This window comes from Pseudomonas sp. R3-18-08, assembly GCF_003852065.1.
Classification (GTDB): Bacteria; Pseudomonadota; Gammaproteobacteria; order Pseudomonadales; family Pseudomonadaceae; genus Aquipseudomonas.
Genome location: NZ_CP027729.1, coordinates 2,120,731 through 2,147,332, shown reverse-complemented (window position 1 = coordinate 2,147,332; position 26,602 = coordinate 2,120,731). Strand labels below are relative to the sequence as shown.

Below are 26,602 nucleotides of genomic sequence, written 5' to 3'. Positions count from 1 at the left end.
AGATATAAACCCTGAAGACGGGCAGCAACCAAGGGCAGCGTTGCGCACCCATGCTGTTTGAGCACATCCAGAAAGGCGAGCTCGACCCGTCGTTTCTACTGACCTATCCGATGAACCCTGAGGCAGTGCGCGTAGTTTCACGCCCATGTCCGGCGCGAAACTACGCATCGCGCAAACCGTCAGCTCACTTGGGCAAGCAGGTCGTCGCGAATGAATTGGCTAACCGTCGCTAAGTGTGTTTCCTCCTGCTGCAACGCATGCTCGAAGCGCTTCGCAATCAGCGGATGGCCACCTGCGCGGGCGAGCTCAATCAACAAATCCCACGCCGCGTTGTCCTCCAATTCAATGGTCAGGATCGCACTCATCGACTGCGACACAGTCGTGCGTGGGTCAGTCAGTACCTGCAGAACACCCATGGCCTTGACCCCGGCCACGTCCGCGCACGGCGTCATGGCGGTGGGGTCGGCGCCCAGGGTTTCGATGGCTTCGCGCACCAGGTCCATGTGCTCTAGTTCTTCGGCCTGGATCTGGCGCAGGGTGCCCACCAATGCGGGGTTGGCGCCCGGTGCGGACATGGCCTTGGCCACCATCGCTTCATATAAACGTACGCCAGTGCGCTCGAAAGCCAGGCGCTCGCCGAGCTTGTCGAGCAGCACTTCAGGCGCCTTGCCTATAGTTTTGTCCAGCGCAGTCTTGACCACACCCTTAGCGCTACCTGGAGACGGCACCGAACCGATCAGGTCGGCTTCGCGAATAGCACTCTCGCGCGCGGCGGTGTAGGCGCCCATGTCGCCCGGGACATCGGCGGGAAACATGCGCGTAGCTTCCAATTGGCGTGCAGTGCCTTCAGGCGACATCTGCGCGCCGGTGCGGTTGGTGCCGATGATCACTTGACGTTCGCTCATTGCTGTTCTCCCGCTGGGTTGAGTTCGGTGCCCGGTTTGAAGGCGTAGCCAGCTGACACCACGTTGGCTGGAACGCCCTCACTGTTAAGGCGTGCGCGTTGATCCAGAGACGCCTGCCCTTCCCTTTCCTTTGGTAAGTAATTGATACCATGGGCGCGCAGGTCGACCTCGCGAGACAAGGTCTCGCGCACGAAATCGCGCTGGCTCTTGAACTCGATCATGCGCGGCAGCGGGCCGGCCAATACCTCGGCGGGATCGCGGCGTTCATATTGCTTGAATAACTCGCAGGCCAGGTTCAGGTGTCCCAATTCATAGTCGACGAAGCGTTCCCAGAGCGCCTTGATGCGCGGATTTTCTTCCTGCTCGGCGCAACTGGCGTAGGTGTAGACCTCCATCGCCTCATGCACCAGCCACTTTTCCATGAAGGTTTCGCTGGGGTCCTGCAACGAACCGTACTGGGTCACATGTTGCTCCTCGACCGAGGCGATTTCGGCGTACAGCGCGCGAGCCACCGGGTCGGCGAACAGCGGACCGATGTTCATGTAATAGTCGTGTGTCTGGTATTCGGCCCCGGTGATCAGTGCGGCGTGAATCTTGGTGATCAGTGCGGCACTGTCTTTCTGATAGTTGTCTCGCAGGTCATCGCCGGGGGCGCGGTGATGTTCGCTGGTAGGCCTGCCGGGTACGAGGTCGGTGTAGCCCTGCAGAATATTGTTGGCGTCCTTTCCCTCTAGCCGGTCGAGCATAGCGGCGTAGCGGTAGAGGTGGTCGAAGTCTTCCAGCAAGCCAAAGCGATAGGTTTGGGCCTGGTAGGGGTCGGGCTCATTCTGGGCGACGGCGGCGGTCACCTCGATCGCTACCTGCTCGTAGGCAACGGTGGTTTCCAAGGGAGAATGATCCGCGGACAGCAGCCAGTTGACCGCCGTCATCTGGTGCTGCTCGACACGGCGGATCTGTGCCAGCGGCAGCTGCAACTCTTTGTGAAACCGCGAGCCGAAGTGCTTGAGTCGTAAGGCGTCGGATTCAACGCCGTTCATCAAAATCACCCGTACCCGGGTGAATGCATCATCGTCCAGCTTACTGATCGGCTTGCCGGCCAGATCGCGCCAGGTAAAGCTCTGCTTGTCCAAGGGCGTGCCCTTGTTGTCCAGCAGATTATCGATTTTGGACATTGGTCGATCTCCTTCATCAGTCATCACCAAGTGAATGTTTCAACGAGCCGGCACCTGAATTCTCCGCTCTAATTGATGACAAAGAGATCTGAGGAGGGCATCGAAATTTTTTGATCATCCTCAGACGAACGGTTAGCTACGACGGCTAGTCGCACATGCAACCAGACTCCGCAACTGTAGTCGCCAAGCGGTTGCACCCGTAAAGGGCAATTCCCAGCAGCATCAGCGCACCGCCGCATACCCAAGTATTCCCTTTACTGGGAAGAAAGCGGCAACCCTGGCGGCGTTCCAGTCGTGTACTTGCACGGCTGCCGTGGTGAAGGAGCGCCGCTCGGCAAACGTCAGTTCTGGGATCCGGATCACTACCGCATCGTGCTGTTCGATCGACGCGGCGCCCTTCGCTCAACGCCACTTGGAGAACTGCGCAACAACACGACGCAGGCGCTGGTCGGGGACTTGGAAAAACTTCGCGAGCATCAAAGCAGGCTGATCACCGGTGGCTCGTGGGGCACCACGCTCGCTCTGGCTTATGGCGAGACTCATCCGCAGCGCTGTCTGGGTTTCATCTTGCCGGGGCGTATTCATGGGCACCGAAGATGAAATCAACTGGTACATCCACGGTATGCGCCGGTTTTCCCCTTGCACTTGAGGATTTCATTAACTTCATTCCCAAGGAGGAGCGGCACGATCTGCTGCAGGTATATCTTGATCGAATGACAGGCGATGACGAGGTTTCAAGCGGCGGAGCCATTCGCGCTTGGGTTCGTTACTCGGCCAGTGTTCATTATTGCGCCACGATCCGGACGGCATTGAAGAGCAAGCCGCCGATCAAAAGACCAGCACCAGCATGGGACTTCTTGATGTTTGGTATTTCAAGAACTGGATGTTTCTTGGAAAAGACCAACTGATAAATAACATTGAGGCAGTCAAATACCTACTGTGCAAGATCATTCAAGGGGGGCACGACATGATTGCCACGCCCAACTCCGCTTTTCGCTTGCATAAAGCCTGGACAGACTCGGTGCTGAAAATCATCATAGCAAGCCCCCCATCGCGGGTTGCCTGACTTCCACGTCGAATAAATACGTGCTATCAGGATTTAGAGATCGAAACGGTGAATTGAAGTGTCCGATGATCTCTACCGTGGAGCTCGCGGTGTTACGCTGGTTAGGCTGAAACTATTTTGACCGAAGACGCTATTCCGCTTATGTACTCAAGCGGTACCCCGAACGGTTCTTTCGTCCCGTAACCGATCCCAAAGACGTAGTTCCAGGCTGTTATGCACAGCAGTCGCGCAGACCGCCGCCTGGCCTGTAGCGACGCTAATTTGCTTGAGCGAGTCCACGACATCCCCGACAGCGTAAAGCCCGTCAATCGATGTGCGCTGATGGTTGTCAACGCACAAAGCGCCCTCCTCGTCCACCTGCGCGCCCAGTTGCACCGCTAGCTCCGAGCGATACCGTGAGCCCAGCGATGGATAGACGATATCGAAGCAGTAATCTTCACCTTTCCCCGCTTTTACGTAGACTTTGCCGCCCCTCACTTCGATGTACTCGACCCGGTCCCTAATCAAACGTATACCGGCGCACCGCGCTCTCGCGCTCACGTCCTCACCAGCTTCGCTATCACCCTCGGCCAGCACCGTCACGTGGTCGGTGAAGTTGCGCAAAAATAGCCCGTGCTCAACAGCACAGTGTGCTTCGCCATATACCGCCACGTTGTCACCGTTGACTTCGTAGCCATCACATATGGCGCACAGCCGAATCACCGAGTGTGCAATGCCATCGTAGGGTCGATCCATCTGCGGCAAGGTATCGACCATTCCAGTTGCCAGCACCACACGCCGCGCGCTCAGCGCTCGTCCGTTGAGTTGCGCAACGAAACCAGTGTGGTCTTTGCGCAGACATTCCACGCTTCCGGCTTCAATCGTCGCCCCGTAAGACACGGCCTGCTCGCGCAATCGATCGAGCAAATCGTTGCCCGATATGCCTGGCGCAAAGCCGGGATAATTGTGCGAAAGCGGAATTAGGCTTGCACGGCTTTGCCCCCCGTCGGCGACCACGACTCGCCGATGGAAACGACTCAAATAAACCGCCGCCGTTAACCCTGCAGGGCCGGCGCCGACAATCAAGCAATCGACCTCGATATGACCTGCTGACGGTGATTCGGGGCGCTCTGGAACGTCCCGGTATTTGTCTGACTTAACTGACATCCGCTGCCCTCCTGGTTTGCTTGGAAGCCGATTGAATGACGACAAAAAGATCGAGCTATCACCTCAGTTTTTAAACGGCAGCATCCGATGAGTGGTCACCTAAGCCGATGAAACGCAAATTCTTTTTGCCGTTCGTCTGCTCAACAAAAGGAGTTTCGAACCGCCAGGCAACACCTTGGTTCGCATTTACATAATCTGCCGCATTCAATCCGTAAAAATTGATAAGACGCGACGCGGCAGACTCTTTAGAAGTGCCACTGCCAGGAATTTCGCGATGTGTGAATACATTGTTCAATATGATGTAGCCGAGGGTTTCGAAGCGCTGTTTGCCAAGGTGCAAAACCAAGGCGTGGGGAATGCAACTGGCATTGCGGATAGTAGCCTGCACCGAACCTTTGAACCGCAGGACAGCCGAAACGTGATCAAACCGAACATGCAGGTCAATGCCATACACAGCCGCAACGGCGTCCTAGAATGCATCAAGGTTCGTTGGGGCTGGAAACCGTTCTGGTCGATGGGAACAATGCCGCCGATGACTCATCTGCCACTCCATCTTGTAATGCGTTCGAGGGTATTCGACCGGGTGAAGCGCGACGGACGCATGCTAGTAGCGGTTGACGGTTGGTATGAAGCCTGCGAACCCGAGCAATTGAAAAACAGCCACCGCCTCAGCTACACCACGTCACGCGAGAACGGGCCGATCTTCCTCGCGGCGCTGGCGCAGGTCAGTGAACACTTCAATGGCTGTGACGGGCTCGTATTGGTCATGCACAACGACAGTTCCACAAGACAGCAGCGCCTGCTGGCGTTCACTGCCGAGGATGCGCAGGTATGGTTACGCCCCGATCTGCAATGGGAACAGGCGCAGGACCTGGCCATGCACATGGCGCTGGCAGAACCGCAACTGGAGCATGTTCTGACCTCCACGCGCAGCCTGCGTGGCCGATGAGTACCGACATGACCTTGGGCCGCTTGGAACCTCACAAGGCCACTCCGAGCGGCCCGCCATCGACTCGGTGCCGAAGTCAGGAATCTATGAGGCACCAGCAGTTTGCCGAGAGGATGAATAATGCAAGCTCCTTGTGAAGTCACCTACAACTTGTTCCCTGCCATCGAAGAAGCGCGACGCAGCGGTACGTTGCAAGTCGATGAACCTCATACCCTCTATTGGGAGGAAAGCGGCAACCCTGGCGGAGTCCCAGTGGTGTACCTGCACGGTGGCCCCGGTGAAGGTGCGCCACCCGGCAAGCGCCAGTTCTGGGATCCCGATCACTACCGCATCGTGCTGTTCGATCAACGTGGCGCCCTCCGTTCGACGCCACTGGGAGAATTGCGCAACAACACGACACAGGCGCTGGTCGACGACTTGGAAACACTTCGCAAGCATCTGGATATCGAAAGCTGGCTGATAACCGGTGGCTCGTGGGGCACCACGCTCGCTCTGGCTTATGGTGAGGCTCATCCGCAGCGCTGTCTGGGTTTCATCTTACGGGGCGTATTCCTTGGCACCGAAGATGAGATCGACTGGTTCATCCATGGCATGCGTCGGTTTTTCCCACAAGCACACGAGGATTTCGTGAACTTCATTCCCGAGGAGGAGCGCCAGGATCTGCTGCAGGCTTATCTCGATCGAATGACGAGCGACGACGAGAAATCAAGCGGAGAAGCCATTCGCGCTTGGGTTCGCTACTCGGCAAGTTGTTCGTTGTTACGCCACGATCCGGACGGGGTTGAAGAACAAGCCGCCGATCAAACAACCAGTACCGGCATGGGGCGCCTTGACGTTTGGTATTTTAAAAACCGTCTGTTTCTTGAAGAAGACCAACTGATAGCCAACATTGAGGCGATCAAGCATCTCCCGTGCAAAATCATCCAGGGTGGACACGACATGATTGCCACGCCCAATTCCGCTTTCCGCTTGCACAAAGCTTGGCCAGACTCGGTGCTGAAGATCATAAACGACGCAGGCCATGCGCCGTCTGAACCAGGGATTATCAGCGCGCTGATCGAGGCGACCGAGCAGTTCAAGGAAATGGGGAAGTTCTATTGAAGCGAAGGCGTGGTCCGCTCATACGGGTTGACTGAACAGTGAAATATGTAGTGAGTAGACGCGCGGAACATCGTGTCTGAGAGGGAATTCGGAATGTCTCTGAAGAACTCGAAAAGCGGAGTGAAGACTTCAAAAAAAGTGTGGTCATCCCTATATACGCAAGGGTTACTACCTGGACTTAAATCCGGAGGAATATGTCTGCACGTATTGTGGAGAGCAGCGCAGGCCTGAGCAGTGGGACGATCTCGAACGTCGCCGTACGCCGCCGGCTGGGATGCTCAACGCCAAGGAGTCGCGTTAGCCTTTTAGCGCGATTGATGGCTTTTTTGATGCGCCGTTTATGTTCAACAGGCCCCCAACACCTGACTCAGGCGTGGGGGCCTTTTTTTGCGCTGGCGGCAACCACTCTCCCGGTGCTGGTCTGCCACGCTAACTTTCTGGTCAATGCGTCGGACGCTGCCCCATGTCATACGCCTATGAAGGCCTGGCGACCGCCACCGTGCTGTCACTGTACTTGGGTCAGCCGTCGAAGGACCTCACCATGCTGGAATTGAACGCCCGCGTGCGTAATGTCGGTACCGGACGGTTTCGCACGAGTTCGACCGTTACCTGCAGGGCCCGAATGAAGCGAACGCCTTGCGCGTGATCCTGCCGGGTGGCTTGTTGCTGCAAGGACCGATCACCGACGGGCGCAACGAGCCGGGTGGCTGGCTGTTGATCCAGGCAGAACAATACGACCTTGCGGTCGAGCAGCCCGCGAGCTTCAATGCTGGAAATGGGCATGAACAGCGTGATCGACCCCTTCGTGGCGTTGGACTTCCCGCAAGCGGTGCATGTCCGAGCCCTTAAGTTGCTGAACAGTATTGCCCAAGCGAGCACCGTGGCCGATACGTTGCACGCCGCCGACCGGGCCGAGGGCTTCGCCTTCGGCATCGAGACAGTGAAGGACGCATATGCTCTACGCCCCTGACCAAAGACTGCCCCCAAAGCTGAGCAGCTTTTTGGAGTTCGCACGTGAGGCGTTTGGGCAACGGGGGCTCTCTGACTATAGGAGAATTACGGCCGCTGCTCGCCGATTTCTGCCGGTCAGGAAAGGCAGCTTTCGGCCCAGAGTGTGTAAAAACGCTTCGCCAAAATTGAAGTGTGCGCGTCTACGTTAAATCTGAAATTTATCGGCACGTCTGAAGATGTGGATTTTGCGTAGAAACGCGATTTTCAGTCCGGTTTTGGGCACATGGCGCGCTCAAAAACGTTTTTACACAGCCTCGGCCAGAAGCGGTCATTCATACGCGTCTACCAATTGGCATTCAGAACGGCGCGACAGGCTAGAACCCACTATTCAGTGCAGTCGTCCTGCAAATCGCTCTTCAGGCAATCCGGCAGCTAAAACGGCTTCGGCTTTATCAGCGTGCCATCGAAATCTGCCGGCTTATCCAGCCCTATCCTTGCGCTGGTGCAGTAAAGCGTTTCATAACCAGGTCCCGCTAAGACCGGGCAAGTGGTCTGAATACACGGGGAGCCGATCACGCTGTCAACTTTGCCGTCTGCCGCGTAACGCACGACTCTGCTACCGCCCCATTCCGCACTCCAGAGAAAACCATGCGCATCAATACAAGAACCGTCTGGAGCACCCTGACCGTTGACTGTAGTGAATACACGCTGGTTTTCTAGCGATGGGTAATCGCAGCAGAAAATGCATCCTTGCAGGGAGTCCGCGTAATACATGGTGAAACCGTCCGGGCTAAAACAGATGCTGTTCGGGATCGCCACTTCGGGAAGGTCCAGCGTTTCTGTCTCGAGCGTCGCGGCATTGAGCCGGTGAAATCTGCCTATGGTTTGCACCGGCTCGCCGGTGTCCATCGTGCTGAATACGAAGTTTCCCATACGGTCGCAGCGGCCATCATTGATCCGGGTTCCTGCCACGCCAGGGGTGGCTGTGACTTTGCTGAAACGACCGGAGCTCAGGTTGTAGTAGCCCAAGCAGGATGCCAGTCCCATCAGCAATATGTCTTCGTCTGCCGTGAGGGCAAATGACCCTAGCGGCTCTGGCAGGGACCATCGCTGCACTTCGCCGTTTTCGGGGTCCAGAGCACGCAACTCGCGGCCGGGGATGTCGGTCGAGAACAGGCGTTCGGTTCTTTCACACCAGACAGGACACTCGCCAAGAAGACTGGTCGTGTCGGTTAGGGCTTTAAACATGGTTGCGTCCTACGAAACAGGATGGGATAAACAAGGCAGTCAGTTGGAGAAAAGCGCTAACCACCTGTCACCGAACAGAGCGATGGCCAGGCCTGCGAGCATCACCATTGCCCCGGCCAACTTGACGAGAGACACCGGCCTTTCCAATGCCCCCATCAAGCCGAAGTGATCGATAACCAGTGACGAAATAATCTGCCCGGCGATAGCGAGGCCCAGCAGGGCTGACAGACCGATTTTTGGCGCAAGCACCACATAACTAAGCAACGCGCCGGCACCCAGCAGACCGCCCAGCAGGCTCCACCAGGGCTGGGCAGGTATAGCCGCCAGTGAGACCACTATCCCGCCGCGCATCAATGAAAAGATACTCAGGCATAACGCACCGGCAGTAAAAGAGAACAGCGCCGCCGCGACCGAATCTCCACCCACGCCTTTAGCGAGTTGGCCATTCAGCGTGGTCTGCAGGGTGATGCCAAGCCCTGCGCAGACGGCCAGCAGGTAGTAGGCTGCGTTCATCTCACGCCTCCTTACTTGGCTGACTCAAGCGGCAGGAATTTCTCGGCAAACATATCCGGCTGATAGCCTGCAGCAGCAAACAGATGCTCACGGGATTCGTCGATCGCCGCACGCAGCCTTTCGCTGTCCACGCCCAGCACCTTGCCGCCCTGCTTGACGATGCGCCCGCCAATAATGACGGTATCGACATTACTGCGTTCGGCCGCGTGTACAACGGTGCCGAATGCGTTGCCTGACGGGTAAAGGTTGATGTCCTGCGCGTTTATAAGGATCAGGTCGGCCTGTTTGCCGGGGGCCAGGCTGCCGACTTTGTCCTGCAATCCGGCACAGGTAGCGCCGTCGAGAGTGGCGGCTTTCAGTAGGCCATGAGCAGGTAGGGTCACCGGATGATGTTCTGCGCCGCAGCAGCGCTGCTGGTGCATGCCCATGACGCGCTGCAGGTAGAACGCCACCCGCATCTCCATGAACATGTCACCGCTGTAGGAGGTTTCGTTATCGACACTCAGCCCCGGACTGATGCCGTGACGCTGGGCCGACTGCATGGCGAACATTCCATCTTCAATGCCGTAGTGGGCATCTGAACGCGGGCATACGTTGACCCGCACGCCAGCCTCGCGAAGGATTTTCCAGCCGGCGTCCGGCAGCGAGGTGCAGTGGTTGAAGATGTTATCGGGGCGCAGCAGACCCTCGCGATGCAAACCCTCCAGCTCAGCTGCCATGTCCCCACCGAAAAATTCGGTAATGATCGGCAGCCCCAGACGCCGGGCTTCAGCCCACAGCTCAAGCTCCAGCTGCGCCATCACCGCCAGCGAGAGCAGTGGGTTGTCGCCGTTCTTGACGTATTTTTCCTGCAGGCGCTCCAGGTTGCCGGGCCAGTGGGCTTTGTCCCACTCACCGGAAACTGGCGCACCGGAGGCGTGTACAGAGCGGATACCAGCATCGAGCAATGCCTCGACTGCGGCGTCAGAATGCGCGCCGGTACGGCTGTTGTGCGAGTTATCGACCACGGTGGTGATGCCGGCATCGATGCAGCCCAATGCAGTCAGCAGGTTGCCGATATACATGTCAGCCGGGCGATAGTATTTAGCGAACGAGAAGTGCGTGGCGTTGCAGTAGTCTTCAAGGGTTTCGGCATTTGGATTGATTCGACGCAGTTGCCCTTCCCAGGAGTGACGGTGCGTATCGACCATGCCCGGCATGGCGATCATGCCGGATGCTTCGATAACAACAGCATCGCCTGCCTCGAGGTTTTCACCAATGGCCGTGATGGTGCTGCCTTCGATAAGGATATCGCCGCGCGCCAGATTGCCGATATCGCCATCCATGCTCAGCACAGTGGCGCCACGGATAAGTGTGCGGCCGGCCGGAGCGGCTGGGCCTTGCACGATGCTGCGGTTATATTCAGCCATTTTCTGTACACCTCTTCAAATTTCGTTGGAAGCAATGTACGCAAGGCGATACTGCGGGAAAAAGGTGTAAAACTGTTTTAGTTATTCAATTTCTACGAATAATAAGACCTTTCCCGATCACTGCTTTGAGGCTGCTAACAGTCATGGACCGTATTCAAGCGATGCAGGTTTTCGTCCGTGTGGCTGAAGCAGGAAGCTTTATCCAGGCGGCGCAGACGCTCTCTCTGCCGGCCTCGACAGTTACCAGCAGCGTTAAAAATCTTGAGAAGTACTTGCAGGTGCGCCTGCTGAACAGAACAACGCGGCGAGTCAGCCTGACGCCTGAGGGCGCTCAATATCTGGCGCAATGCAGGGAAATATTGGAGCTGATCGAACACACAGAGAACAGCCTGACGGATTCCGTAAAACGGCCACAGGGGCGTTTGCGTGTCGATATGCCGGGTGGCATTGCACACTTCATCGTCATGCCAAATCTGCAAGACTTTTACCGGCGCTACCCGGATATCTATCTGATGATAGGCGTCAATGACCGGCAGGTTGATCTGATTCAGGAGGGTGTCGATTGCGTCATTCGTACAGGCGAGCTCGATGACTCAACGCTCGTTGCGCGCCCACTCGGACGGTTTCGCTGGGTGACCTGTGCGTCTGCCGCCTATCTCGAAGAGAACGGTACTCCGCAAACCCCGCAAGATTTGTCTCACCATCGATCCATTCATTACTTATCAGGCCGCGCAAGGCAAGCAGGTGAAATGCGCTTTGCCCGTGGCACTGAAAAGGTCTCAGTCCCGGTCAACGGCACAGCGGCCGTCAACGAGACTGGGCTCTACATCAAAATGTGCCTTGAAGGTTTTGGGTTGGTGCAGCTCGCCGAGAACGTGGTCAGCGAGCATCTGCGAGAAGGGCGGCTGGTCGAAGTGCTTGCTGACTGGCAGCCTGCATCGGTTCCTGTGCACCTGCTATACCCTCATCAGCGCTTTCTTTCGCCAGCCGTGAGTGCATTCGCTGACTGGATTGCCGGGCTTGTTCGCGACGATGATTCAGCATGTTCAAGTTGAACGTTGCGCCCGGCCAGCATGCCAGTGAATGCGCCGGCTACGGAGATTGCGGCTGTGATCAGCAGCGGTGCTGTCCAGCCACCGGTCCAATCGTGCAGTTGGCCCAGCAGCAAGGGGCCTGCAGCTGCCATCAGGTAGCCGACGCACTGCGCCATTCCTGAAAGTGCCGCCGTGTCACCGGCATTTTTTGTGCGCAAGCCGATGAAGGTCAGACCGAGCATCATGATGGCACCAGAGCCCAAGCCCAGGAACGCGGCCCACAACATGGCGTAGTCTGGCGCGTAAATGAGCCCGATCAGGGATGAGGCGGTTAACAGGCTGACGGTAGCGGCTGCCAGTTTCTGGTCTTTGAGACGGCGAAGCGTGGCCGTTAGAATCAGGCCGGGAATGGCCGTGGTCAGTTGAAGCGTGCCGTGTACGGTGGCTGCTGGCTCCGGGGATATGCCATGGTCTATCAGAATCGTCAGCAGCCAGCCGACGGCGACATAAAAAGGCATCGCGTTCAGTCCCATGAAGAGTGTGACCTGCCATGCCAGCGGCGAACGCCAGACGGCCACGGTTGGCGCTTGTTTCGGACCGGACAGATTTACGTGTCCGTGTTTTTTCAACTGCGGCAGCCACACCACCAGCGCCAATAATGGGGCTGCGACCAACAAACTCAGGGCCATCGGCCATCCCCATGATTGGGTCAGCGGCACTATTACGGCTGAACCGACAGCGCCCGCTGCGCCCATCGTTATGGAATAAGGGCCGGTCATGGACGCCATTTTTGTCGGGAAGTCGCGTTTGATCAGGCCGGGCAGCAGCACGTTGCCCAGGGCGACCCCAGTGCCTATCAATATCGTACTGGCGTACAACGCCCACGCGCTGCCATCGCTTGAAGCTCCTTCATTTGCATTTAAGCTTGGCGATTTTCTCTTCCAGCCGCACGGCGCTGGGCTCGGAAGCTGTGGGTTCTTGCTGGTCGGCAGAGTCGAGTGCCGCCAGCTAACGATTGATACTCGATTCAATTTCTTCTATTCGCCGCTTCAGCTTGGCGCTGGTAAAATTGCGGTCGCGGTTGTTGACTGCTTTGAATTTACCGCCATCGATGGCGATCAAATTTTCTCCGAACAGTCCCAACTGCTGACACAGCACAACGAACTGGCGACAGACGCCTCGGATGGCCTTGCTGTTGTCGTTCCGGAAGTTAGCGATGGTTTTGAAATCTGGCATCAAACGCCAGGGCAGCCACATCAGCTCGACGTTGCGCTGGGCTCCTCGTTCCAAACGTCGGCTCGACTGGATGCGGTTGAGATAACCGTGGATATAGATCTTCAGCAGGATTGCGAGGTAGTAACCAGGCCGGCCTGTATCAACAGGAATAGCACCGTCAAAACCCAGACTGGCCACGTCGAGTTCATCGACGAAGGCGTCGGCTATGCGCACCGGATTTGTATCGCTGACGTAATCGTCAAGGCTTTCGGGAAGTAACGTGCCTTGGCCTCGATATTCCCCTTGGATAAAAGTCATGGCGATCCTTGCGATGAATTCTGAAATCATAGCGAGTGTTCGCGAAGGCGTTTTTACACACTCTGGGCCAGAAGCAGACTGACTTACCGCATACTCGGAAATATGGTTTACATCGACTGGACCGACGCCACTTCTACATACCGGAATTTTTTTCTGGCTGCTTTGGTGGCTTCCTGCTCTGCCAGCAACGTACTGAGAGTATCGGCTTCATGGGCGATCTCAAGCGTCTTTCCTTCAAACTCATTGCTCACACGAAGAGTTACCCGAAGCCTTGGGGTAAAGGCTTTGGGGGCTTTCTTTTTCGCCATTTTTGATACGGGTGCGGCAACGAAGTCCGGCTGGATTTTTTCCACGGGAACGGTGCTCATCGGCGCAGCTATTTCAGCGTTGCCGAACAATGCTTGGCGCATCTCTTCTTCGGTCAATTTTTTGTTCATGCTGGTTCTCAAGCGCCTGATCACTAAACCAGTGTAATTCTAACAGCTAATCTTGGCGAGGCAGTTTCCAGCTACCGGAATGTTTCCTGAACACTACTCTCCGGTGGGGAACAAGGCTGGTCAATTCGCATCGGACTCCCCACATCTCAAATGATCAGATCCAACGAATAAAGCGACAGGTTACAGGTTAATTCAACAGAATCACTTCGGTACTTGCAAGCGTGTAGCGGGCGTTAGAGGATGCCTATAACTGACGTAGCCGCATAATCGCATCAGTGATGGCTCGGGCATTTTGGTCGAGCGTTTCCATGGTCCCGATTGCGTTAACGGCGACACTTTCCACTCCATTCTCTGAGATCCATTTGGTCACCTCTTCAAGGGCGGCTGCTAGGGCGTGCTGGTTGTGCAGGAGCAGTGTGAGAGCGTCCGCTGTGGCTATGTTGGCTTCAGAGTTATCTGACATGGGGATCATCCTTGAGTAAGTGGTATTGGAAGACTAGTTAAACACACCATTGGCTGGAGCTATTTCTCCCAGACCCGCTGACACCTGGAGGTATTTGCACTGACTTAACGACTCATTTGCACGACCTCAGTAAGCCCTCATAAATCGAGCTCGTATTTGCGCTCCAATTCACTTCCTTTCTCCGCGACATAACCTCGACACAGGGAACAAGCTCGCTACATCGTCAGCGCCGGTATCGAAATAAAATGACGTCGCGCACTTCGTATTTTTTACTGCTGAGCCCTATTCGTCAGTTGGATGCTAGCCCCATAACCAAATGGGCTATGCACATGCCAACTGTATTTTGCCGAATCTGCTGCCTGCTCGTACTGACCACGTTCAATAGTGGCAGCTATGCCGCATCTGCTCATGAACAGGAGCAGTTGAGTCTGATTTTGCAGCAACTCGACGCTATCGAACATCTTGCGACAAGAGCCCAGACAGCTAGCCAGGATGAATCAACCGAGCGTTATCGCTTCGACTATCCCCACCTAACTCGAGACATCCAGCGCATCCGCCAGGGTGTGCAGGACTATCTCTCCCCCTCCCGCGCTCAACCTCGCGATCCCCGTGAAATGGTCGGTGATTACCGACTTGATACCCCGTCTGCGGAGCCTTCGCCATGAGCATGACTGACGCTCAGACCGCCGCCTTTCAAAACGCTTCCGGCTTCTCGGCACAGAGCAGTTCGGCGCTTTGGATTTCCATGGTTATGGTCCTGGCGTTGCTGTGGTGTGCCTGGGTGATGTGGACCGCTTACCGAGGTTGGGCCACCGGCAATGTGCGTTTTGGAGCCTTCGGCGGAAACGCTGCGCGCGTACTGCTTACCTTGCTGATTTTGATGTTCTTCACCCTGTCCTAACACCGGAGATCGCCATCATGCTCAAGTGCCTTGTCCCCCTTAAAAACAACCTGCGTGATCGTGCAAGCCAACGCCTGATCGGTCTGCTGCTGGTCCTTGGGCCAGGCCTAGCCTTTGCCGAGCTACCGACCATGGAGGCGCCTTCCCGAGGCGAAGGTTCGGGATTGATCGAGACGATCAAAAACTACGCCTACGACGCCGGCATTCTACTAGGTCTGCTGATTGCCCTGCTCGCGTTTCTCGGCGTGGCTTGGCATTCCCTGACCGTATTTGCCGACGTCCAAAACCAGCGCAAGACCTGGAAAGACCTCGGCGCGGTAGTTGGTATCGGCGCCCTGTTGGTGGTGATCATCATCTGGTTCCTCACCAAAGCTTCCGCGATTCTCTGAGGTTGGCATGAACGACACTATCGAACGCCTTGCCGACGGCACTTTGGTCTTTCTGCCGGAGCGACTCAATCGTGATCCCGCCGTATTGCGCGGTTTAACCAATGATGAAATGTGGGTGGCCCTAGGCACCGGCGCCGTCATTGGCCTGCTGGTGGGCGTTCCTCTGGCAATCGCCACCGCCTCGATTGCCATGGCGCCGACCAGCATGATCGCAGGCATGACAGTGGTGTTGTTGGTTGGGGGCACGCTACTGCGTCGGGCCAAACGGGCTCGACCGGAGACCTGGTTGTACCGCAAGCTCGAATGGATACTCGCCAGCCGTTGGCGCCTGGGGCGTGGAAGTTTGATTCTCCACTCCGGTGCCTGGACAGTTCGCCGTTCGCGTCGACTGCGCCCTGCCCTGTCTCGGTGGCAGCCATGAGTCGATTTCGAAACAAGGTCGATGCCCAACAGGCCCATATCTTCAGCCTACGTCTGGCGATAGTGACGCTCGCCCTGCTCAGCGCCGGACTATGGTATGGCTGGCGCTCAGCACCAACCGATCTGACCGTGCATGTCCCCCCTGATCTGCGCGCGGGCAGCACGCGCAAGTGGTGGGATGTTCCCCCAGAGAATGTGTATGCCTTTGCCCTGTACATCTTTGGCCAACTCAACCGCTGGCCCTCGGATGGCGAACAGGATTATCGCCGCGCGATCTATGGCTTGCAGTCCTACCTGACACCCGCCTGCAAGGCCTTCCTCGATGGCGACTACGAGTATCGCAAGGCCGCAGGCGAACTGCGTCAACGGGTGCGTGGCGTCTACGAAATTCTAGGCCGAGGCTACAGTGAAGATCCGGAACTGCGGGTCAAGCAACTTGATCGCGACAGCTGGTTGGTCACACTCGACCTCAACGCTGATGAGTATTACGCCGCCGAACCGGTGAAACGGGTGGTCGTGCGTTATCCGTTACGGGTGGTGCGGTTCGATCTGGACCCCGAACGCAATAAGTGGGGCCTTGCACTGGATTGCTATCAGGGCACGCCGCAAAAAATCTCCCCGCCTGGAGGTGAACCATGAAGCGGATTTCTACCCTGGGACTCAGCCTCACACTGATGCTATCGGGCGCAGCCGCGCAGGCCATCGAACTGATGCACTGGGAACGCCTACCGCTCGCGGTCCCACTGGTGATCAATCAGGAACGAGTGGTCTTTATCGATGAAGCTGTTCGTGTCGGCGTGCCTTCCGCTCTGAAGGATAAACTGCGCGTGCAATCAACCGGAGGCACGCTGTACCTGCGCGCGTCGGAAGCCATTGCACCGACACGACTGCAGCTGCAATCGGTTAAGACGGGCGAGATCATCCTCTTGGATATCGCGGCCACGCCTGGCGATCAACCCCTGGAGCCCGTGCGTATTCTCAAGAATGCTCCGATGCAAGCTATCGAGTCTGAATCGAGCACCGTCCCCGTTCCCGAACGTACACCGATCCCGGACGCGTTGACGCGCTACGCCGCGCAAAGCCTGTACGCGCCGCTGCGCACCGTGGAGTCCCTGCCCGGTGTACGCCGCGTCCCGCTCAAGCTGCGCACCGAACTGCCGACCCTGCTGCCGAGCGAAAACGTTTCCAGCACACCTATCGCCGCCTGGCGGCTTGGTGACTATTGGGTGACGACCGTGAAGTTGCGCAATCGAGGTACAGCTACGGTGCAACTAGATCCACGTGGACTGCAGGCAAAGCTGTTCGCCGCGACCTTCCAGCATGCTTTCCTCGGGCCGGTCGGCAGCGCGGAAGACACCACGATTGCCTACCTCATCACTCGCGGTGCCGGCCTCGAACACGCCCTGATGCTTCCGCCCGTTGCGCGGGGTGCTGACGATGAAGGCTAACGCCTTGCTCAAATGGCTGGTACCGGCTGCGCTGCTGGCCGTGGTACTGATCATCATGAAAAGCTGGGTCGCGGGAGGCAGCAAGCCGTCTCCAGAGCACCCAGTTCATCAGGGCGATATTCAATTATCTGCCGAGCAAGCCAAGTCGCTCGGCATTGCGGGCGATACCCCACGCGACACGGTCGCCACCTTGGTAGGCCAAGTGAAGGCCATGCGCAGCGACATGCTAGGTTTGAAGAAACACAACGATTCGCTGCAGACGGAGAACAACCGCCTGCGCGAGCGGGAAAACAGCGTCGACTCGCGTATTCAGACGGCACTTGGCAGTGTGACCCAGCAGGTAGACGAAGGCCGCCGGCAAGCCAATGAAGCACGCATCAAAGCGGAACAAGACAGTCGTCAGGCTAGCGGTCTGCTGACGCAATTGCAGGAACAGTTGTCGGGGCTGACCGGCAAAGGCAAGGATATGCCGATCGGACTGGGTCTTGAACCGGGCGATGGGGACCAGTTCGAAGGGCGGCATACTGCCAACGATGCGCTGCAGTGGATTGAACCCTCGGATGCTCCCTCCACCGAAGCCCGAGGTAAAACCAAGACCTCTTCCGCACCGAGTCTGCCTAATGCCTTCAACTCGCTCGAGGGCTTGAAGGACAATGCCATCAACCGCAGCCAAAAGCAGTTACGCGAGGTCACCAAGGGTGAGCGTGACCTGACGCGATCCGGTGATCGTACCGAAGGTGCGCAGCCGGTCTACACCATTCCCGAAAATGCGACATTGATGGGCTCGGTCGCCATGACCGCGCTGATCGGCCGAGTCCCTGTGGACGGCACCGTGAATGATCCCTATCCCTTCAAGGTGCTGGTCGGCCCCGAGAACCTAACGGCCAACGGCATCGACCTGCCGGACGTCGCAGGGGCCGTGATGAGCGGCACAGCCTCCGGTGACTGGACCTTGTCTTGCGTACGCGGACAGGTCGAGTCGATCACCTTTGTGTTTACGGATGGCACCATCCGCACGGTGCCTCAGCCAAAGACGGTCTCCAGCCGCAATGCCTCCACCACCCAGAGCTCAAATACCGACAAGATCCGCGGTGGACTCGGTTACCTCTCCGATCCGTATGGCATTCCTTGCATTGCCGGCGAGCGTCGCTCGAATGCTCAGCAGTACTTGGGCAGTCAGACTCTGATCACTGCCGCCGGTGCTGGCGTCGCCGCCCTGCTCGGGAATGAACAGAACAACAGCAGCGTCATCAGTTCGGGCGGCAGTGCCTTCGGGGTCACTAACAACAGTGGTAATAGCGCACTGACCTCAATTCTCAGTAGTGGGGCCAGCGACATTCGAGAGTGGGTCAACAAACTGTATGGCGAAGCCTTTGCTGCCGTGTACGTACCACCGGCAGCAGAAGTCGCCCTTCACCTCGACCATGAGATCACCATCGACTACGAGCCCAAGGGCCGGAGTGTTCGCCATGAAAAAGACCATGCTTCTCTGCCTAACCTGGATTAGCTTGATCTGCGGGGTCCTGACGGGGTGTTCCACCGACAAGGACACACTTTTGCCCCATGGCGAGCAAACCATGCTGGATATCTGGAACGGCGCCGGCTCACAGGGTATTCAACAGCAACTGTTGGATGCTCGGCGACAGTTGCGTCGCCCGTTGGCTCAAACAGATCTCTCCACTGCGCTCCAGGAACCGTATACGCGTACAGCAGCGAATGAAATTCGCAACCTGTTCCCTCGCCTGCCCAATCCTGATTTGGTGATGTACGTGTATCCGCATCTGAGTGGTACCGAGCAGGCACCAGTGCCGGGGTACTCGACCGTCTTTCCATTCTACCAGCGGGTGCAGTACGCACTGCCGGGTGAACGTCAGGAAGATCTGTAATGTGTAGCGACGATACGGGCGACCGCACGTCTGCATGGAAAGACTGGCGCAACCCATCGCGCCCCCGCGCGACACTGGCCGATGAAGCTGCGCTCTATGCGCACAATCCCAGCTTCGCCGATCACCTGCCGTGGGTCGAATACCTCGAAACCGAGCAGTGTTTTCTACTAGATGACAATCGCTCTGTGGGTGCGGTGTTCGAGTTACTGCCCATCGGCACCGAAGGGCGTGAACCCGATTGGCTAACGGCAGCCCGCGATGCCCTTGAGGATGCCCTGCAGGATAGCTTTGACGAGCTGGACCAAGCACCTTGGGTGGCGCAGTTTTTCTGCCAGGACGACAACGACTTCACCCCCTACCTCACCCGGCTCACCGACTATATTCATGACAGCGCCCGAGGCACGGTTTTCACCGAAGCGTACCTGGAACTCATTCGCCGACATCTGAAAGCCATCTCCAAGCCTGGCGGCCTGTTCGAGGACAAGGCAGTCACGCGCCTGCCCTGGCGAGGAAACAACCGTCGGGTGCGATTGGTGATCTATCGCTGGCTTGAGTCTGACGGTGAGGAAGCGGGACTCAAGCCAGTGCAATCGCTGCGACAAACTTGCGAACGTGTCGCTGTTTCGTTGCAGGCGTGCGGGGTGCAATCGACGCGCGTCGATGGCCGAGGTTTGTATGCCTGGTTGTTGCCCTGGTTCAATCCAGCCCCCAAGCTCACAGACGAATCGCCCGAAGATTTCTACCGCCGTGTGGCCTATCCGGAGTCTGGCGAGAGCGAGTCGCTGGAACTGCCCTTCGATCATGACTTTGCCGAACGCCTGTTCTTCAACGAACCGCGTTCGGACGTGCAGCAGGGACTCTGGTTTTTTGATGGTCAGCCCCACCGGGTCATGGTGGTGGACAAGCTGCGCCGGGCGCCATTGATTGGTCAACTCACTGGCGAAATCCGCAAGGGAGACGCGGTGAATGCACTGTTCGACCAGTTACCCGAAGGTACGGTGATGAGCCTGACCCTGGTGGTCAAACCCCAGGATGTGCTCGAGGACCAGTTGAACCGCCTGGCGCGCAAAGCCATCGGTGAAAACCTGGCCTCGACCCAGACCCGCCAAGATGTTGAAGAGGCTCGCGCGATCATCGGTCGCCAGCACAAGCTGTACCGCGGCACCCTGGCGTTCTACGCGCGCGGTCACAATGAGCAGCAATTGCACCAGCGTTCGGTCAGCCTGGCTAACACACTACTGGGTGCGGGCCTACAGCCGGTACGCGAAGGCGATGAAGTCGCCGCCTGCAACAGTTACCTGCGTTGGTTGCCGATGGCTTACAACCCGGCCCGCGACACGCGAAACTGGTACACCCGCCTGATGTTTGCCCAGCACCTGGCTAACCTGGTTCCGGTGTGGGGCCGCAGTACCGGCACCGGCCACCCGGGCATCACCCTGTTCAATCGTGGTGGCTCGCCGTTGAGTTTTGATCCGTTGTCACGTCTAGACCGGGCCATGAACGGCCATCTACTGTTGTTCGGCCCCACCGGTGCCGGCAAGTCGGCCACCCTGGTCACCCTGCTGATGCAGGTCATGGCGGTGTACCGCCCTCGCCTGTTTATCGTCGAGGCCGGTAACTCATTCGGTTTGCAGGGTGACTACTTCGCGACACAGGGCCTCTCGGTCAATAAGGTCCAATTGAAACCTGGCGCTTCGGTCAGTCTCGCCCCCTTTGCCGATGCTTGGCGCCTGGTCGAGCAGCCGGATCAGGTGGCGAGTCTGTCGATCGATGAGCTGGACGATGAGGTGGTAACCAATCGCGAAGACCAGCGCGATGTCCTCGGCGAACTGGAAATCACCGCCCGGCTGATGATCACCGGCGGTGAGGCCAAGGAAGAAGCGCGCCTGAGCCGGGCCGATCGCAGTCTGATTCGCGAGTGCATCTTGGATGCGGCGCATACCTGTGTCGCTGCGGATCGCCAGGTGCTGACCCGCGACGTGCGCAATGCCTTGCTGCGCGTCGCCGCTGACCCGCACTTGCCGGAGAAACGTCGTGAGCGTGCCCAGGAAATGGGCGAGTCCATCGACCTGTTTTGCCAGGGCTTCGAGGGTGAACTGTTCGATCGCGAGGGGACGCCTTGGCCTGAGAGCGATGTGACCATTGTCGATCTGGCCACTTACGCTCGCGAAGGCTACGAGGCACAGATGTCCATCAGCTACTTCAGCCTGATGAACACCGTGAACAACCTCGCCGAACGCGACCAGTACCTGGGGAGGCCGATCATCATGGTCACCGACGAAGGCCATATCATCACCAAAAACCCGCTGCTGGCGCCATTCGTGGTCAAGGGGACGAAGATGTGGCGCAAGCTCGGCGCTTGGTTCTGGCTGGCGACGCAAAACCTTGCCGACTTTCCCGCTGCCGCGCAGACCATGCTCAACATGATCGAATGGTGGATTTGTTTGAACATGCCGCCCGCGGAAATCGAAGAGATCGCACGGTTCAAGAAACTCACGCCGGCACAGAAAGCCTTGCTGCTCTCCGCCAGTAAGGAGCCGGGTAAATACACTGAGGGGGTCGTGCTATCGAAGAAGCTCGAAACGCTGTTTCGGGCCGTGCCACCCAGCCTCTATCTCGCCCTGGCCATGACGGAGCCCGAGGAAAAAGCCGAGCGCTGGACACTGATGCAGGAGAACGTTTGCTCAGAGTTGGAAGCGGCTTACCGGGTAGCTGAACGGATCGATAGAGCGCGAGGAATAGAATCAACATAGGAATAGCTATTCAGGCATTGCTCTTCCAGAGAGTGAACTATGAAATTGCATCGCAACTGACCAGACGTTTGCACGGCAACTGAACAGTTGATTGCATTCGTATTCCACACTTAACCGGGCGGTCTGTTGCTGGCCATCGCCCGCGCGGGGCCACTTCAAATATTTTTTATATCCGCAAAATGCAACACCACTTTCTATGATTAATGATGCGACCCTGGTTGTGACCTTGCTTTAGCAGCCTTCTTCACTTCTGATTCCAAGCTGTTTATCAGATAACTCAAATCATGCTTCGAAATACGCTTCGGTCTGGCCATACGTACTGGGTCATTTATTCGCACCTTTGTTTTATCCGAAAGCGCGCGATCTAGACAAGTGGAAAATTCCATCTCATCATCAAATATAGCTTCTACTTTTCGAGCCTCATCATGAATCAAAAGCGCCCTCAGTGGACAGCTCTTAATGGCTTTTAACAAACCATCATCAAGCGTAGTTACAACAGGAATCATGAATTGATTACCCTTCTTTTCTGTCATAAGCGTTTCGCAATGTCGAAACATATAAAGGTCCCACGCAAGCGCGGAAATCCTATTATTCGAATCTCCGTTCGGGTTCCGCAATGCTGGCTCGTCAAAGATAGGCATTCTATTCTGCTTATCAGCGAATCCGCTCAGGGCCTTCCATCCGAAGTAAAGTTCCTTTAGGGGTATGACGTCAAAATTATCAAGACAAAAATCCACCAAGCAGCGAATACCATCATCTACGCTTTGGCCACTCCAGCACTCTAGCATCGCGCGTAAAATTATCGACTGCATCATATCTCGCCGCTGGATACAGGCCCATACCTCCCGATTGGTCAAGAATGCATCCCACATTTCCTCAGCTGCCGGTATGTAGTCCTGAATCTGTTCGGCATGCCCGTTCAGCACCCTTCCCTTCCCCTAACTTCGGGGATATGCATCATGGCATCAAACATCTTTGCCGCCGCAACTTTCTGGTACGGCCAAGGGTTATTAGGTTTTACAACCTCACGTAGGTTTTCCAGTGCCGCAAACATCCAATCAAAACCACGCCCGCCTTGATCTTCAATGAACTGCAAGGTCGCCCGCACCTTTTCGCGGTGACTCGAATCTTCATGACGAAAAAAACCAGGTAACTCAGTAAGAAAGTTTGTATCGAGTAGTGAGAAAAAGGGAAACTCCAAAGGCGCACTACCGCTCCTCATCTGCCTCTCGATTGCATCGGAAAACGCAAAAATGCCCTTTCCAGCAAATAGAGGAACCACGGGCACATTTGGATTATCTGACCGGCCCAAAGCTTGCAATGGAACCCCTCCCTCATCGCTCGCGAACAACACACGAATGCCCGAGAACGCTTCACGATCAGAAGCGACGATGTCTGCGAGGGAATCACCTGGTGAGCGACGTAGAATGGCAGTCTTTACGCGTAGCATCTTTTTCATTTCGTGATGCAGATCGAGTTTGTTTGCCATAGTGATGTGCCCTCTTGAAGATATGCTGGTGCTGTTACCGACGCGGAGAATGAGAGAGATCGGTGGGTTGCTGCCACATATCTGGACTCCTTGCGCAACCTGATGCCCGCTCGCTTTCGTCGAGGGCAGCGCGAGTCGCAGAGCAAACATCGGGACAAAACGCCGCACCTAAAAACCAAAAGTAATTTAGGACCGCAACCTGCTGGACTGTGCCAATGCGATAGGCCAGGCTAAATGCAAACGGGTGGTCAAGTCGATACAGGTATCCGTGTACCGCGCTGAAGCCGCTGCTGAATCCTCAACAAGAATCCTGCTTCAAAAGCATCTTGGCAGTCACCGACAGGAAAGGTCTTGCGGGTTTGAACCAGTTCCCACCACAAAGGAGTATCGGTCGTTGCCTCAAGCCAAGCCTGGGCACATTGCACACCAAGCTCGATCATCGGCGAAAATTCGCTACCCCAAGGTGTCAGAAGACTTGGGCAACCATCCGCCGCGGGAATTGAAATGTAGTTTTCGTCCATACACACCCTAGATGTCTGATTTTATTGTTAGACGCTGGACCCAGCCTCGAAATCTTAACGACACCAAATGAACGCTCGATAACAGGCATAAGCCTCAAATGGCCTAGATCAATACCAATGTAGACTATATCCCGTGGATTGAGAGTCCCTCAAGGCGCAATTTGCGCGCATGACTCAAGACTACGAACAGCTTCGTCTGCAGCTGGCGGAAAACATCCGCTGGATGCGACGCGTAAAAAACCTTACCCAAGAGCAGCTCGCGCTCATGGCCGAGGTGGATCGCACCTACGTCAGTCAAATCGAACGATGCACGGGCAATCCGTCGCTGTTGGTCCTGTGCAAACTCGCCAATATTTTCGAAATTACCGCAGATCAGTTACTTGTGGAACCCGATATCCTGCGCAGCTCCCTTCACGTCAAATAATAGTCTCACGTCTCACAAACCCGATACATCCGCCTTCATAATTTCCACTGACAGTCTTCGGTTCCTAACCGAACCTGCCCAGGCCATACACTGAGAGCCTGGATCATGCCTGTTGCCTGCTCGTCAATCACGCCCACAAAGCTACGGCCCTTGGCGCTGGGCGTCCTGCTGGCGTGCGGCCCAAGCATGGCGCTGGATACCGGCAGCATCACCGCCTCTGTGCTTTCGCCAAATTGCCTCGCATACAAGGTCGTAGGCATTTGTTTCTGGCTCCTCTGCACACCCTTCGGCTGCAAGGTCAAAACCTCAACCAAGGTTCGTCATTTCATTCCTGAACTGGTGGTTTCGAGCTATACCACCACCGGCAACAATCCCTGGGCCGAGATGGCTGCCCTCTCATCTCCCATCAGCGGTGCGGAAGGTGGCGGCAACCTGATCACCCCGAACACCCACCGCGACAACCTGCCCCGCTTTAAGAACGTCGACGGGATCGGCCACCCCGGTGGCTGGATCGCAACGCAACTGGCTTCGCAATCCGGCTATGCCTGCGCCAGCGGTGCAACTGCACTCATGCCTTACTACCTGAGTACCCTGGACTCACTGGCCTGGCGCCATGGCATCCCGGAAAGTTTCTACCCCGAGTCGCTCGTGCCGGGGATCCGTGAAATCGGACGTCAGGCCACGGGAAACATGTGGGGTAACGTTTATCCCCGGCAGGGTTTTCTGGTACAGCCCGACGACTTCAAGGCTGCCGCGGTCATGGCGCAACGGGCCGGCGATGTGATGACCCGCAGCTGGCAGCCGCATGTGTATGTACCGCTCACACCCATACCACGCGACGGCTACTGGCCGCCTGGCCCGATCGTCGAAAACGACGCCTCAACCCACAAATGGCAGTTGCTCTACCCCCAGGTTCAGCCCACGTGCGCCATCTTCCCCAGCGATCCGGTCCAGAGCACGGATGGCGGCTACGCCTGGTCGTTGTGGCGCCCCTATAGCTGCTGCAAGCGTGAGGGGCAGACCTTCCTGTTCAGCATTGACTTCGAAGGAGGTGCTTCATGAGTCGGTTTCTCGTACGATCCTGGTTGGGCATGATAAGTCTGTTGCTCTGTGGACTGCTCGCCATGGCCACGCATGCCCACGCCGCCGAAGGCGATTACCGCCTGGGCACTCAAGGCGAAGTGCTCGATGACCGAGTGATGTACACCATTGGTGGCGGCTCGGCAGTCGGCTCACCGAGTTCGCTCTACCGACCCAGTGGTCTCGGTGTCGGCGGCTCCTGGCGAGCGAACATGATGTGCGGAAACATGAGCCTCACCAACACCCTGCAAAACCAGCTGAACGGCGTCACCGAAGGTTTCCAGCAGATCATGGGCAGCATCGTGCAGAACGCGACCCAAGCGGTGATGTCGCTGCCGGCGTTGATCATCCAACGCGCCAACCCCGGTCTCTATGAGTTGCTCAGTAACGGGGTGATGCAAGGTCGGATCGACTTCGACCGCTCCAAGCTAACCTGCCAGGCCATGGCCGAAAAGATGGCGGATAAGGTCGGTCAAGCCGGTTGGGGTGCGCTGGCCAAAAACCAGGAGATGCAGGGCAATCTGGAGCAAACCGGCGGTGATGCGGTGGCAGCGGTGAAAAACACCGAGGCCCATAACGGCAACAATGGGGTGTCCTGGGTCGGCGGTTCGAAAGCCGGAGGTAACGGACAGACACCCATTCGGGTGACCGCCGACGTGGTCCGCGCAGGCTATAACCTGCTGCATAACCGGTCGGTGGATGACAGTGCCTCGATCAGTAGCAGTGATTGCCTGGGAGGGGCTATTTGTCAGACATGGGCTTCGCCCCAGGAGGAGTCCGACTGGGCCGTTCGGGTGTTGGGCGAGAACGAAGTCGCGACCTGCGACAGCTGCGAAACTCTGCGTGCGACCGCTGGCAGCGGACTGACGCCGCTGATCCAGGAGGCCTATAACGAGCGCCTCAAGGCCCTGCAAGGGCTGTTGTCTGGCGCGCTGCCGCCTACTTCTGACAATCTGACTAAAGCCTCCAGCCCAATGCTGCCGGTGACCCGTGGCGTGATTGAAGCCCTGCGCGACGATCCCGACCAGGATCTGTTGACACGGCGCTTGGCCAGCGAGACGGCCTTGTCCAGTGTGCTCGACAAAGCACTGCTGCTACTGCGCACGCTGCTGGCAGGCAGTCACGAACCGAACATCGCCTCCGCCGAGCCAGCCCAAACCGCCTTGACGAAAAATATCGAAACCCTGGAGCGCGAAATTCGCCTGCTGCAGACCGAGTTGCAGGTCAGGCAGATGCTGACGACCAATACCGCCAGCCTGGTGCTCGATCGGCATGCCGGTGGTGCCGATGCTTCGCGCACCGTCGAGCAAGGCGACCCCGAGCCCGGTCGACTCAATGATGCTGACGCCAGGCGCAAGTGAGCC

General features: G+C 57.1%; 31 protein-coding genes and 1 pseudogene. 18 read left to right on the top strand and 14 right to left on the bottom strand.

What is annotated here, in order from left to right; all coding sequences use genetic code 11:
- Window positions 1–179: 179 nt before the first annotated feature.
- Both C4J92_RS09980 and C4J92_RS09975 read right to left on the bottom strand, forming a co-directional pair.
- Window positions 180–905, bottom strand: coding sequence for a ferritin-like domain-containing protein (locus tag C4J92_RS09980; RefSeq protein ID WP_124362185.1), 726 nt, complete (start codon window positions 903–905; stop codon window positions 180–182).
- The gene (locus C4J92_RS09975) at window positions 902–2,077 is read right to left on the bottom strand and encodes a hypothetical protein (RefSeq protein ID WP_124403710.1); all 1,176 of its coding nucleotides are present in this window, start codon (window positions 2,075–2,077) and stop codon (window positions 902–904) included. Before C4J92_RS09975 ends, C4J92_RS09980 begins: the two co-directional genes overlap by 4 nt.
- Window positions 2,078–2,371: 294 nt before the next feature.
- On the opposite strand from C4J92_RS09975, the gene C4J92_RS27190 reads away from it, so the two are divergent.
- Together C4J92_RS27190 and C4J92_RS27185 are read left to right on the top strand one after the other, a co-directional pair.
- Window positions 2,372–2,677: an alpha/beta fold hydrolase gene (locus C4J92_RS27190; RefSeq protein ID WP_256657469.1), complete on the top strand. Its 306-nt coding sequence runs from the start codon at window positions 2,372–2,374 to the stop codon at window positions 2,675–2,677.
- A gap of 157 nt (window positions 2,678–2,834) precedes the next feature.
- Entirely contained in the window at window positions 2,835–3,143 is a 309-nt protein-coding gene (locus C4J92_RS27185) for a hypothetical protein (protein ID WP_256657467.1), read from the top strand.
- A gap of 147 nt (window positions 3,144–3,290) precedes the next feature.
- Here the strand turns inward: C4J92_RS27185 and C4J92_RS09965 are convergent, their stop codons facing one another.
- Window positions 3,291–4,289, bottom strand: a complete 999-nt coding sequence (locus C4J92_RS09965; protein ID WP_124403709.1) for an NAD(P)/FAD-dependent oxidoreductase — start codon at window positions 4,287–4,289, stop codon at window positions 3,291–3,293.
- Window positions 4,290–4,563: 274 nt separating this feature from the next.
- Here C4J92_RS09965 and C4J92_RS09960 point away from each other — a divergent pair, with 274 nt between their 5' ends.
- A complete protein-coding gene (locus C4J92_RS09960; protein ID WP_124362183.1) occupies window positions 4,564–5,238 on the top strand; it encodes an SOS response-associated peptidase family protein in 675 nt (224 codons plus the stop codon).
- Between the two features lie 120 nt (window positions 5,239–5,358).
- The gene (gene pip / locus C4J92_RS09955) at window positions 5,359–6,339 is read left to right on the top strand and encodes a prolyl aminopeptidase (protein WP_124362182.1); all 981 of its coding nucleotides are present in this window, start codon (window positions 5,359–5,361) and stop codon (window positions 6,337–6,339) included.
- A gap of 519 nt (window positions 6,340–6,858) precedes the next feature.
- Here the strand turns inward: pip and C4J92_RS26955 are convergent.
- The gene (locus C4J92_RS26955; RefSeq protein ID WP_164484523.1) at window positions 6,859–7,122 is read right to left on the bottom strand and encodes a hypothetical protein; all 264 of its coding nucleotides are present in this window, start codon (window positions 7,120–7,122) and stop codon (window positions 6,859–6,861) included.
- On the opposite strand from C4J92_RS26955, the gene C4J92_RS09945 reads away from it, so the two are divergent.
- Window positions 7,121–7,309, top strand: coding sequence for a hypothetical protein (locus tag C4J92_RS09945; protein ID WP_124403708.1), 189 nt, complete (start codon window positions 7,121–7,123; stop codon window positions 7,307–7,309). The genes C4J92_RS26955 and C4J92_RS09945 overlap by 2 nt on opposite strands.
- A gap of 413 nt (window positions 7,310–7,722) precedes the next feature.
- Here the strand turns inward: C4J92_RS09945 and C4J92_RS09940 are convergent, their stop codons facing one another.
- Genes C4J92_RS09940 through C4J92_RS09930 form a run of 3 tightly spaced genes read right to left on the bottom strand, consistent with a single transcriptional unit; the run spans window position 7,723 to window position 10,460 of the window.
- On the bottom strand, window positions 7,723–8,538 hold the full coding sequence (locus C4J92_RS09940) for an SMP-30/gluconolactonase/LRE family protein (RefSeq protein ID WP_256657465.1): 816 nt from the start codon (window positions 8,536–8,538) through the stop codon (window positions 7,723–7,725).
- A gap of 39 nt (window positions 8,539–8,577) precedes the next feature.
- A complete protein-coding gene (locus C4J92_RS09935; protein WP_124362181.1) occupies window positions 8,578–9,051 on the bottom strand; it encodes a DMT family transporter in 474 nt (157 codons plus the stop codon).
- 11 nt (window positions 9,052–9,062) lie between these two features.
- The gene (locus C4J92_RS09930; protein WP_124403707.1) at window positions 9,063–10,460 is read right to left on the bottom strand and encodes an amidohydrolase family protein; all 1,398 of its coding nucleotides are present in this window, start codon (window positions 10,458–10,460) and stop codon (window positions 9,063–9,065) included.
- A 143-nt stretch (window positions 10,461–10,603) separates the two neighbouring features.
- On the opposite strand from C4J92_RS09930, the gene C4J92_RS09925 reads away from it, so the two are divergent.
- The gene (locus tag C4J92_RS09925) at window positions 10,604–11,515 is read left to right on the top strand and encodes a LysR family transcriptional regulator (RefSeq protein ID WP_124403706.1); all 912 of its coding nucleotides are present in this window, start codon (window positions 10,604–10,606) and stop codon (window positions 11,513–11,515) included.
- On the opposite strand, the gene C4J92_RS09920 is transcribed toward C4J92_RS09925, so the two are convergent.
- From C4J92_RS09920 to C4J92_RS09905, 4 genes and pseudogenes are all read right to left on the bottom strand, one after another.
- Window positions 11,428–12,324, bottom strand: a complete 897-nt coding sequence (locus tag C4J92_RS09920; RefSeq protein ID WP_256681671.1) for an MFS transporter — start codon at window positions 12,322–12,324, stop codon at window positions 11,428–11,430. The two genes, C4J92_RS09925 and C4J92_RS09920, sit on opposite strands and share 88 nt — an antisense overlap.
- 62 nt (window positions 12,325–12,386) lie before the next feature.
- Window positions 12,387–13,027: pseudogene (locus C4J92_RS09915) on the bottom strand (transposase); the annotation flags it as partial.
- Between the two features lie 107 nt (window positions 13,028–13,134).
- The gene (locus tag C4J92_RS09910) at window positions 13,135–13,464 is read right to left on the bottom strand and encodes a hypothetical protein (RefSeq protein WP_124362178.1); all 330 of its coding nucleotides are present in this window, start codon (window positions 13,462–13,464) and stop codon (window positions 13,135–13,137) included.
- Window positions 13,465–13,708: 244 nt separating this feature from the next.
- Window positions 13,709–13,927, bottom strand: coding sequence for a hypothetical protein (locus C4J92_RS09905; protein ID WP_124403705.1), 219 nt, complete (start codon window positions 13,925–13,927; stop codon window positions 13,709–13,711).
- 329 nt (window positions 13,928–14,256) lie between these two features.
- On the opposite strand from C4J92_RS09905, the gene C4J92_RS09900 reads away from it, so the two are divergent.
- The 9 genes from C4J92_RS09900 to C4J92_RS09860 are packed head-to-tail and all read left to right on the top strand — an operon-like array spanning window position 14,257 to window position 21,724.
- Window positions 14,257–14,592 (top strand): RAQPRD family integrative conjugative element protein, encoded by a 336-nt coding sequence (locus C4J92_RS09900; protein WP_124365133.1) that lies wholly within the window; start codon window positions 14,257–14,259, stop codon window positions 14,590–14,592.
- The gene (locus tag C4J92_RS09895) at window positions 14,589–14,828 is read left to right on the top strand and encodes a TIGR03758 family integrating conjugative element protein (protein ID WP_124362176.1); all 240 of its coding nucleotides are present in this window, start codon (window positions 14,589–14,591) and stop codon (window positions 14,826–14,828) included. Before C4J92_RS09900 ends, C4J92_RS09895 begins: the two co-directional genes overlap by 4 nt.
- A 17-nt stretch (window positions 14,829–14,845) precedes the next feature.
- Complete coding sequence (locus C4J92_RS09890) at window positions 14,846–15,217, top strand: TIGR03745 family integrating conjugative element membrane protein (protein ID WP_124362175.1); 372 nt, start codon at window positions 14,846–14,848, stop codon at window positions 15,215–15,217.
- A 7-nt stretch (window positions 15,218–15,224) separates the two neighbouring features.
- Window positions 15,225–15,638 (top strand): TIGR03750 family conjugal transfer protein, encoded by a 414-nt coding sequence (locus C4J92_RS09885; RefSeq protein WP_124362174.1) that lies wholly within the window; start codon window positions 15,225–15,227, stop codon window positions 15,636–15,638.
- On the top strand, window positions 15,635–16,276 hold the full coding sequence (locus C4J92_RS09880) for a PFL_4703 family integrating conjugative element protein (RefSeq protein ID WP_124362173.1): 642 nt from the start codon (window positions 15,635–15,637) through the stop codon (window positions 16,274–16,276). Before C4J92_RS09885 ends, C4J92_RS09880 begins: the two co-directional genes overlap by 4 nt.
- Complete coding sequence (locus tag C4J92_RS09875) at window positions 16,273–17,085, top strand: TIGR03749 family integrating conjugative element protein (RefSeq protein WP_124362172.1); 813 nt, start codon at window positions 16,273–16,275, stop codon at window positions 17,083–17,085. The genes C4J92_RS09880 and C4J92_RS09875 overlap by 4 nt, the downstream gene beginning before the upstream one ends.
- Window positions 17,075–18,592, top strand: a complete 1,518-nt coding sequence (locus C4J92_RS09870) for a TIGR03752 family integrating conjugative element protein (RefSeq protein ID WP_124403704.1) — start codon at window positions 17,075–17,077, stop codon at window positions 18,590–18,592. Before C4J92_RS09875 ends, C4J92_RS09870 begins: the two co-directional genes overlap by 11 nt.
- On the top strand, window positions 18,555–18,971 hold the full coding sequence (locus C4J92_RS09865) for a TIGR03751 family conjugal transfer lipoprotein (RefSeq protein ID WP_124403703.1): 417 nt from the start codon (window positions 18,555–18,557) through the stop codon (window positions 18,969–18,971). The genes C4J92_RS09870 and C4J92_RS09865 overlap by 38 nt, the downstream gene beginning before the upstream one ends.
- Entirely contained in the window at window positions 18,971–21,724 is a 2,754-nt protein-coding gene (locus C4J92_RS09860; protein ID WP_124403702.1) for a conjugative transfer ATPase, read from the top strand. The genes C4J92_RS09865 and C4J92_RS09860 overlap by 1 nt, the downstream gene beginning before the upstream one ends.
- A gap of 200 nt (window positions 21,725–21,924) precedes the next feature.
- Here C4J92_RS09860 and C4J92_RS09855 read toward each other — a convergent pair whose 3' ends face one another.
- The 3 genes from C4J92_RS09855 to C4J92_RS09845 form a co-directional block, all read right to left on the bottom strand.
- Complete coding sequence (locus tag C4J92_RS09855; RefSeq protein WP_124403701.1) at window positions 21,925–22,650, bottom strand: hypothetical protein; 726 nt, start codon at window positions 22,648–22,650, stop codon at window positions 21,925–21,927.
- On the bottom strand, window positions 22,644–23,213 hold the full coding sequence (locus tag C4J92_RS09850) for a hypothetical protein (RefSeq protein ID WP_124403700.1): 570 nt from the start codon (window positions 23,211–23,213) through the stop codon (window positions 22,644–22,646). Before C4J92_RS09850 ends, C4J92_RS09855 begins: the two co-directional genes overlap by 7 nt.
- 248 nt (window positions 23,214–23,461) lie before the next feature.
- Window positions 23,462–23,734 carry a LasR-specific antiactivator QslA gene (locus C4J92_RS09845; RefSeq protein WP_124403699.1) on the bottom strand — a complete coding sequence of 91 codons (273 nt, stop codon included), beginning with the start codon at window positions 23,732–23,734 and terminating at the stop codon, window positions 23,462–23,464.
- A 169-nt stretch (window positions 23,735–23,903) separates the two neighbouring features.
- Between C4J92_RS09845 and C4J92_RS09840 the strand changes: the two genes are divergently transcribed.
- From C4J92_RS09840 to C4J92_RS09830, 3 genes are all read left to right on the top strand, one after another.
- Window positions 23,904–24,158, top strand: coding sequence for a helix-turn-helix domain-containing protein (locus C4J92_RS09840; protein ID WP_093432220.1), 255 nt, complete (start codon window positions 23,904–23,906; stop codon window positions 24,156–24,158).
- A 105-nt stretch (window positions 24,159–24,263) separates the two neighbouring features.
- Complete coding sequence (locus tag C4J92_RS09835) at window positions 24,264–25,220, top strand: TIGR03756 family integrating conjugative element protein (protein WP_124403698.1); 957 nt, start codon at window positions 24,264–24,266, stop codon at window positions 25,218–25,220.
- On the top strand, window positions 25,217–26,599 hold the full coding sequence (locus C4J92_RS09830) for an integrating conjugative element protein (RefSeq protein ID WP_124403697.1): 1,383 nt from the start codon (window positions 25,217–25,219) through the stop codon (window positions 26,597–26,599). The genes C4J92_RS09835 and C4J92_RS09830 overlap by 4 nt, the downstream gene beginning before the upstream one ends.
- The last annotated feature ends 3 nt before the right edge of the window (window positions 26,600–26,602 follow it).

Coding starts and splice junctions, on each gene's coding strand:
- C4J92_RS09980 (WP_124362185.1), bottom strand. CDS start 905: ATGAGCGAACGTCAAGTGATCATCGGCACCAACCGCACCGGCGCGCAG.
- C4J92_RS09975 (WP_124403710.1), bottom strand. CDS start 2,077: ATGTCCAAAATCGATAATCTGCTGGACAACAAGGGCACGCCCTTGGAC.
- C4J92_RS09965 (WP_124403709.1), bottom strand. CDS start 4,289: ATGTCAGTTAAGTCAGACAAATACCGGGACGTTCCAGAGCGCCCCGAA.
- C4J92_RS09960 (WP_124362183.1), top strand. CDS start 4,564: ATGTGTGAATACATTGTTCAATATGATGTAGCCGAGGGTTTCGAAGCG.
- pip (WP_124362182.1), top strand. CDS start 5,359: ATGCAAGCTCCTTGTGAAGTCACCTACAACTTGTTCCCTGCCATCGAA.
- C4J92_RS09945 (WP_124403708.1), top strand. CDS start 7,121: ATGAACAGCGTGATCGACCCCTTCGTGGCGTTGGACTTCCCGCAAGCG.
- C4J92_RS26955 (WP_164484523.1), bottom strand. CDS start 7,122: ATGCCCATTTCCAGCATTGAAGCTCGCGGGCTGCTCGACCGCAAGGTC.
- C4J92_RS09940 (WP_256657465.1), bottom strand. CDS start 8,538: ATGTTTAAAGCCCTAACCGACACGACCAGTCTTCTTGGCGAGTGTCCT.
- C4J92_RS09935 (WP_124362181.1), bottom strand. CDS start 9,051: ATGAACGCAGCCTACTACCTGCTGGCCGTCTGCGCAGGGCTTGGCATC.
- C4J92_RS09930 (WP_124403707.1), bottom strand. CDS start 10,460: ATGGCTGAATATAACCGCAGCATCGTGCAAGGCCCAGCCGCTCCGGCC.
- C4J92_RS09925 (WP_124403706.1), top strand. CDS start 10,604: ATGGACCGTATTCAAGCGATGCAGGTTTTCGTCCGTGTGGCTGAAGCA.
- C4J92_RS09910 (WP_124362178.1), bottom strand. CDS start 13,464: ATGAACAAAAAATTGACCGAAGAAGAGATGCGCCAAGCATTGTTCGGC.
- C4J92_RS09905 (WP_124403705.1), bottom strand. CDS start 13,927: ATGTCAGATAACTCTGAAGCCAACATAGCCACAGCGGACGCTCTCACA.
- C4J92_RS09900 (WP_124365133.1), top strand. CDS start 14,257: ATGCCAACTGTATTTTGCCGAATCTGCTGCCTGCTCGTACTGACCACG.
- C4J92_RS09895 (WP_124362176.1), top strand. CDS start 14,589: ATGAGCATGACTGACGCTCAGACCGCCGCCTTTCAAAACGCTTCCGGC.
- C4J92_RS09890 (WP_124362175.1), top strand. CDS start 14,846: ATGCTCAAGTGCCTTGTCCCCCTTAAAAACAACCTGCGTGATCGTGCA.
- C4J92_RS09885 (WP_124362174.1), top strand. CDS start 15,225: ATGAACGACACTATCGAACGCCTTGCCGACGGCACTTTGGTCTTTCTG.
- C4J92_RS09880 (WP_124362173.1), top strand. CDS start 15,635: ATGAGTCGATTTCGAAACAAGGTCGATGCCCAACAGGCCCATATCTTC.
- C4J92_RS09875 (WP_124362172.1), top strand. CDS start 16,273: ATGAAGCGGATTTCTACCCTGGGACTCAGCCTCACACTGATGCTATCG.
- C4J92_RS09870 (WP_124403704.1), top strand. CDS start 17,075: ATGAAGGCTAACGCCTTGCTCAAATGGCTGGTACCGGCTGCGCTGCTG.
- C4J92_RS09865 (WP_124403703.1), top strand. CDS start 18,555: ATGAAAAAGACCATGCTTCTCTGCCTAACCTGGATTAGCTTGATCTGC.
- C4J92_RS09860 (WP_124403702.1), top strand. CDS start 18,971: ATGTGTAGCGACGATACGGGCGACCGCACGTCTGCATGGAAAGACTGG.
- C4J92_RS09850 (WP_124403700.1), bottom strand. CDS start 23,213: ATGGCAAACAAACTCGATCTGCATCACGAAATGAAAAAGATGCTACGC.
- C4J92_RS09845 (WP_124403699.1), bottom strand. CDS start 23,734: ATGGACGAAAACTACATTTCAATTCCCGCGGCGGATGGTTGCCCAAGT.
- C4J92_RS09840 (WP_093432220.1), top strand. CDS start 23,904: ATGACTCAAGACTACGAACAGCTTCGTCTGCAGCTGGCGGAAAACATC.
- C4J92_RS09835 (WP_124403698.1), top strand. CDS start 24,264: ATGCCTGTTGCCTGCTCGTCAATCACGCCCACAAAGCTACGGCCCTTG.
- C4J92_RS09830 (WP_124403697.1), top strand. CDS start 25,217: ATGAGTCGGTTTCTCGTACGATCCTGGTTGGGCATGATAAGTCTGTTG.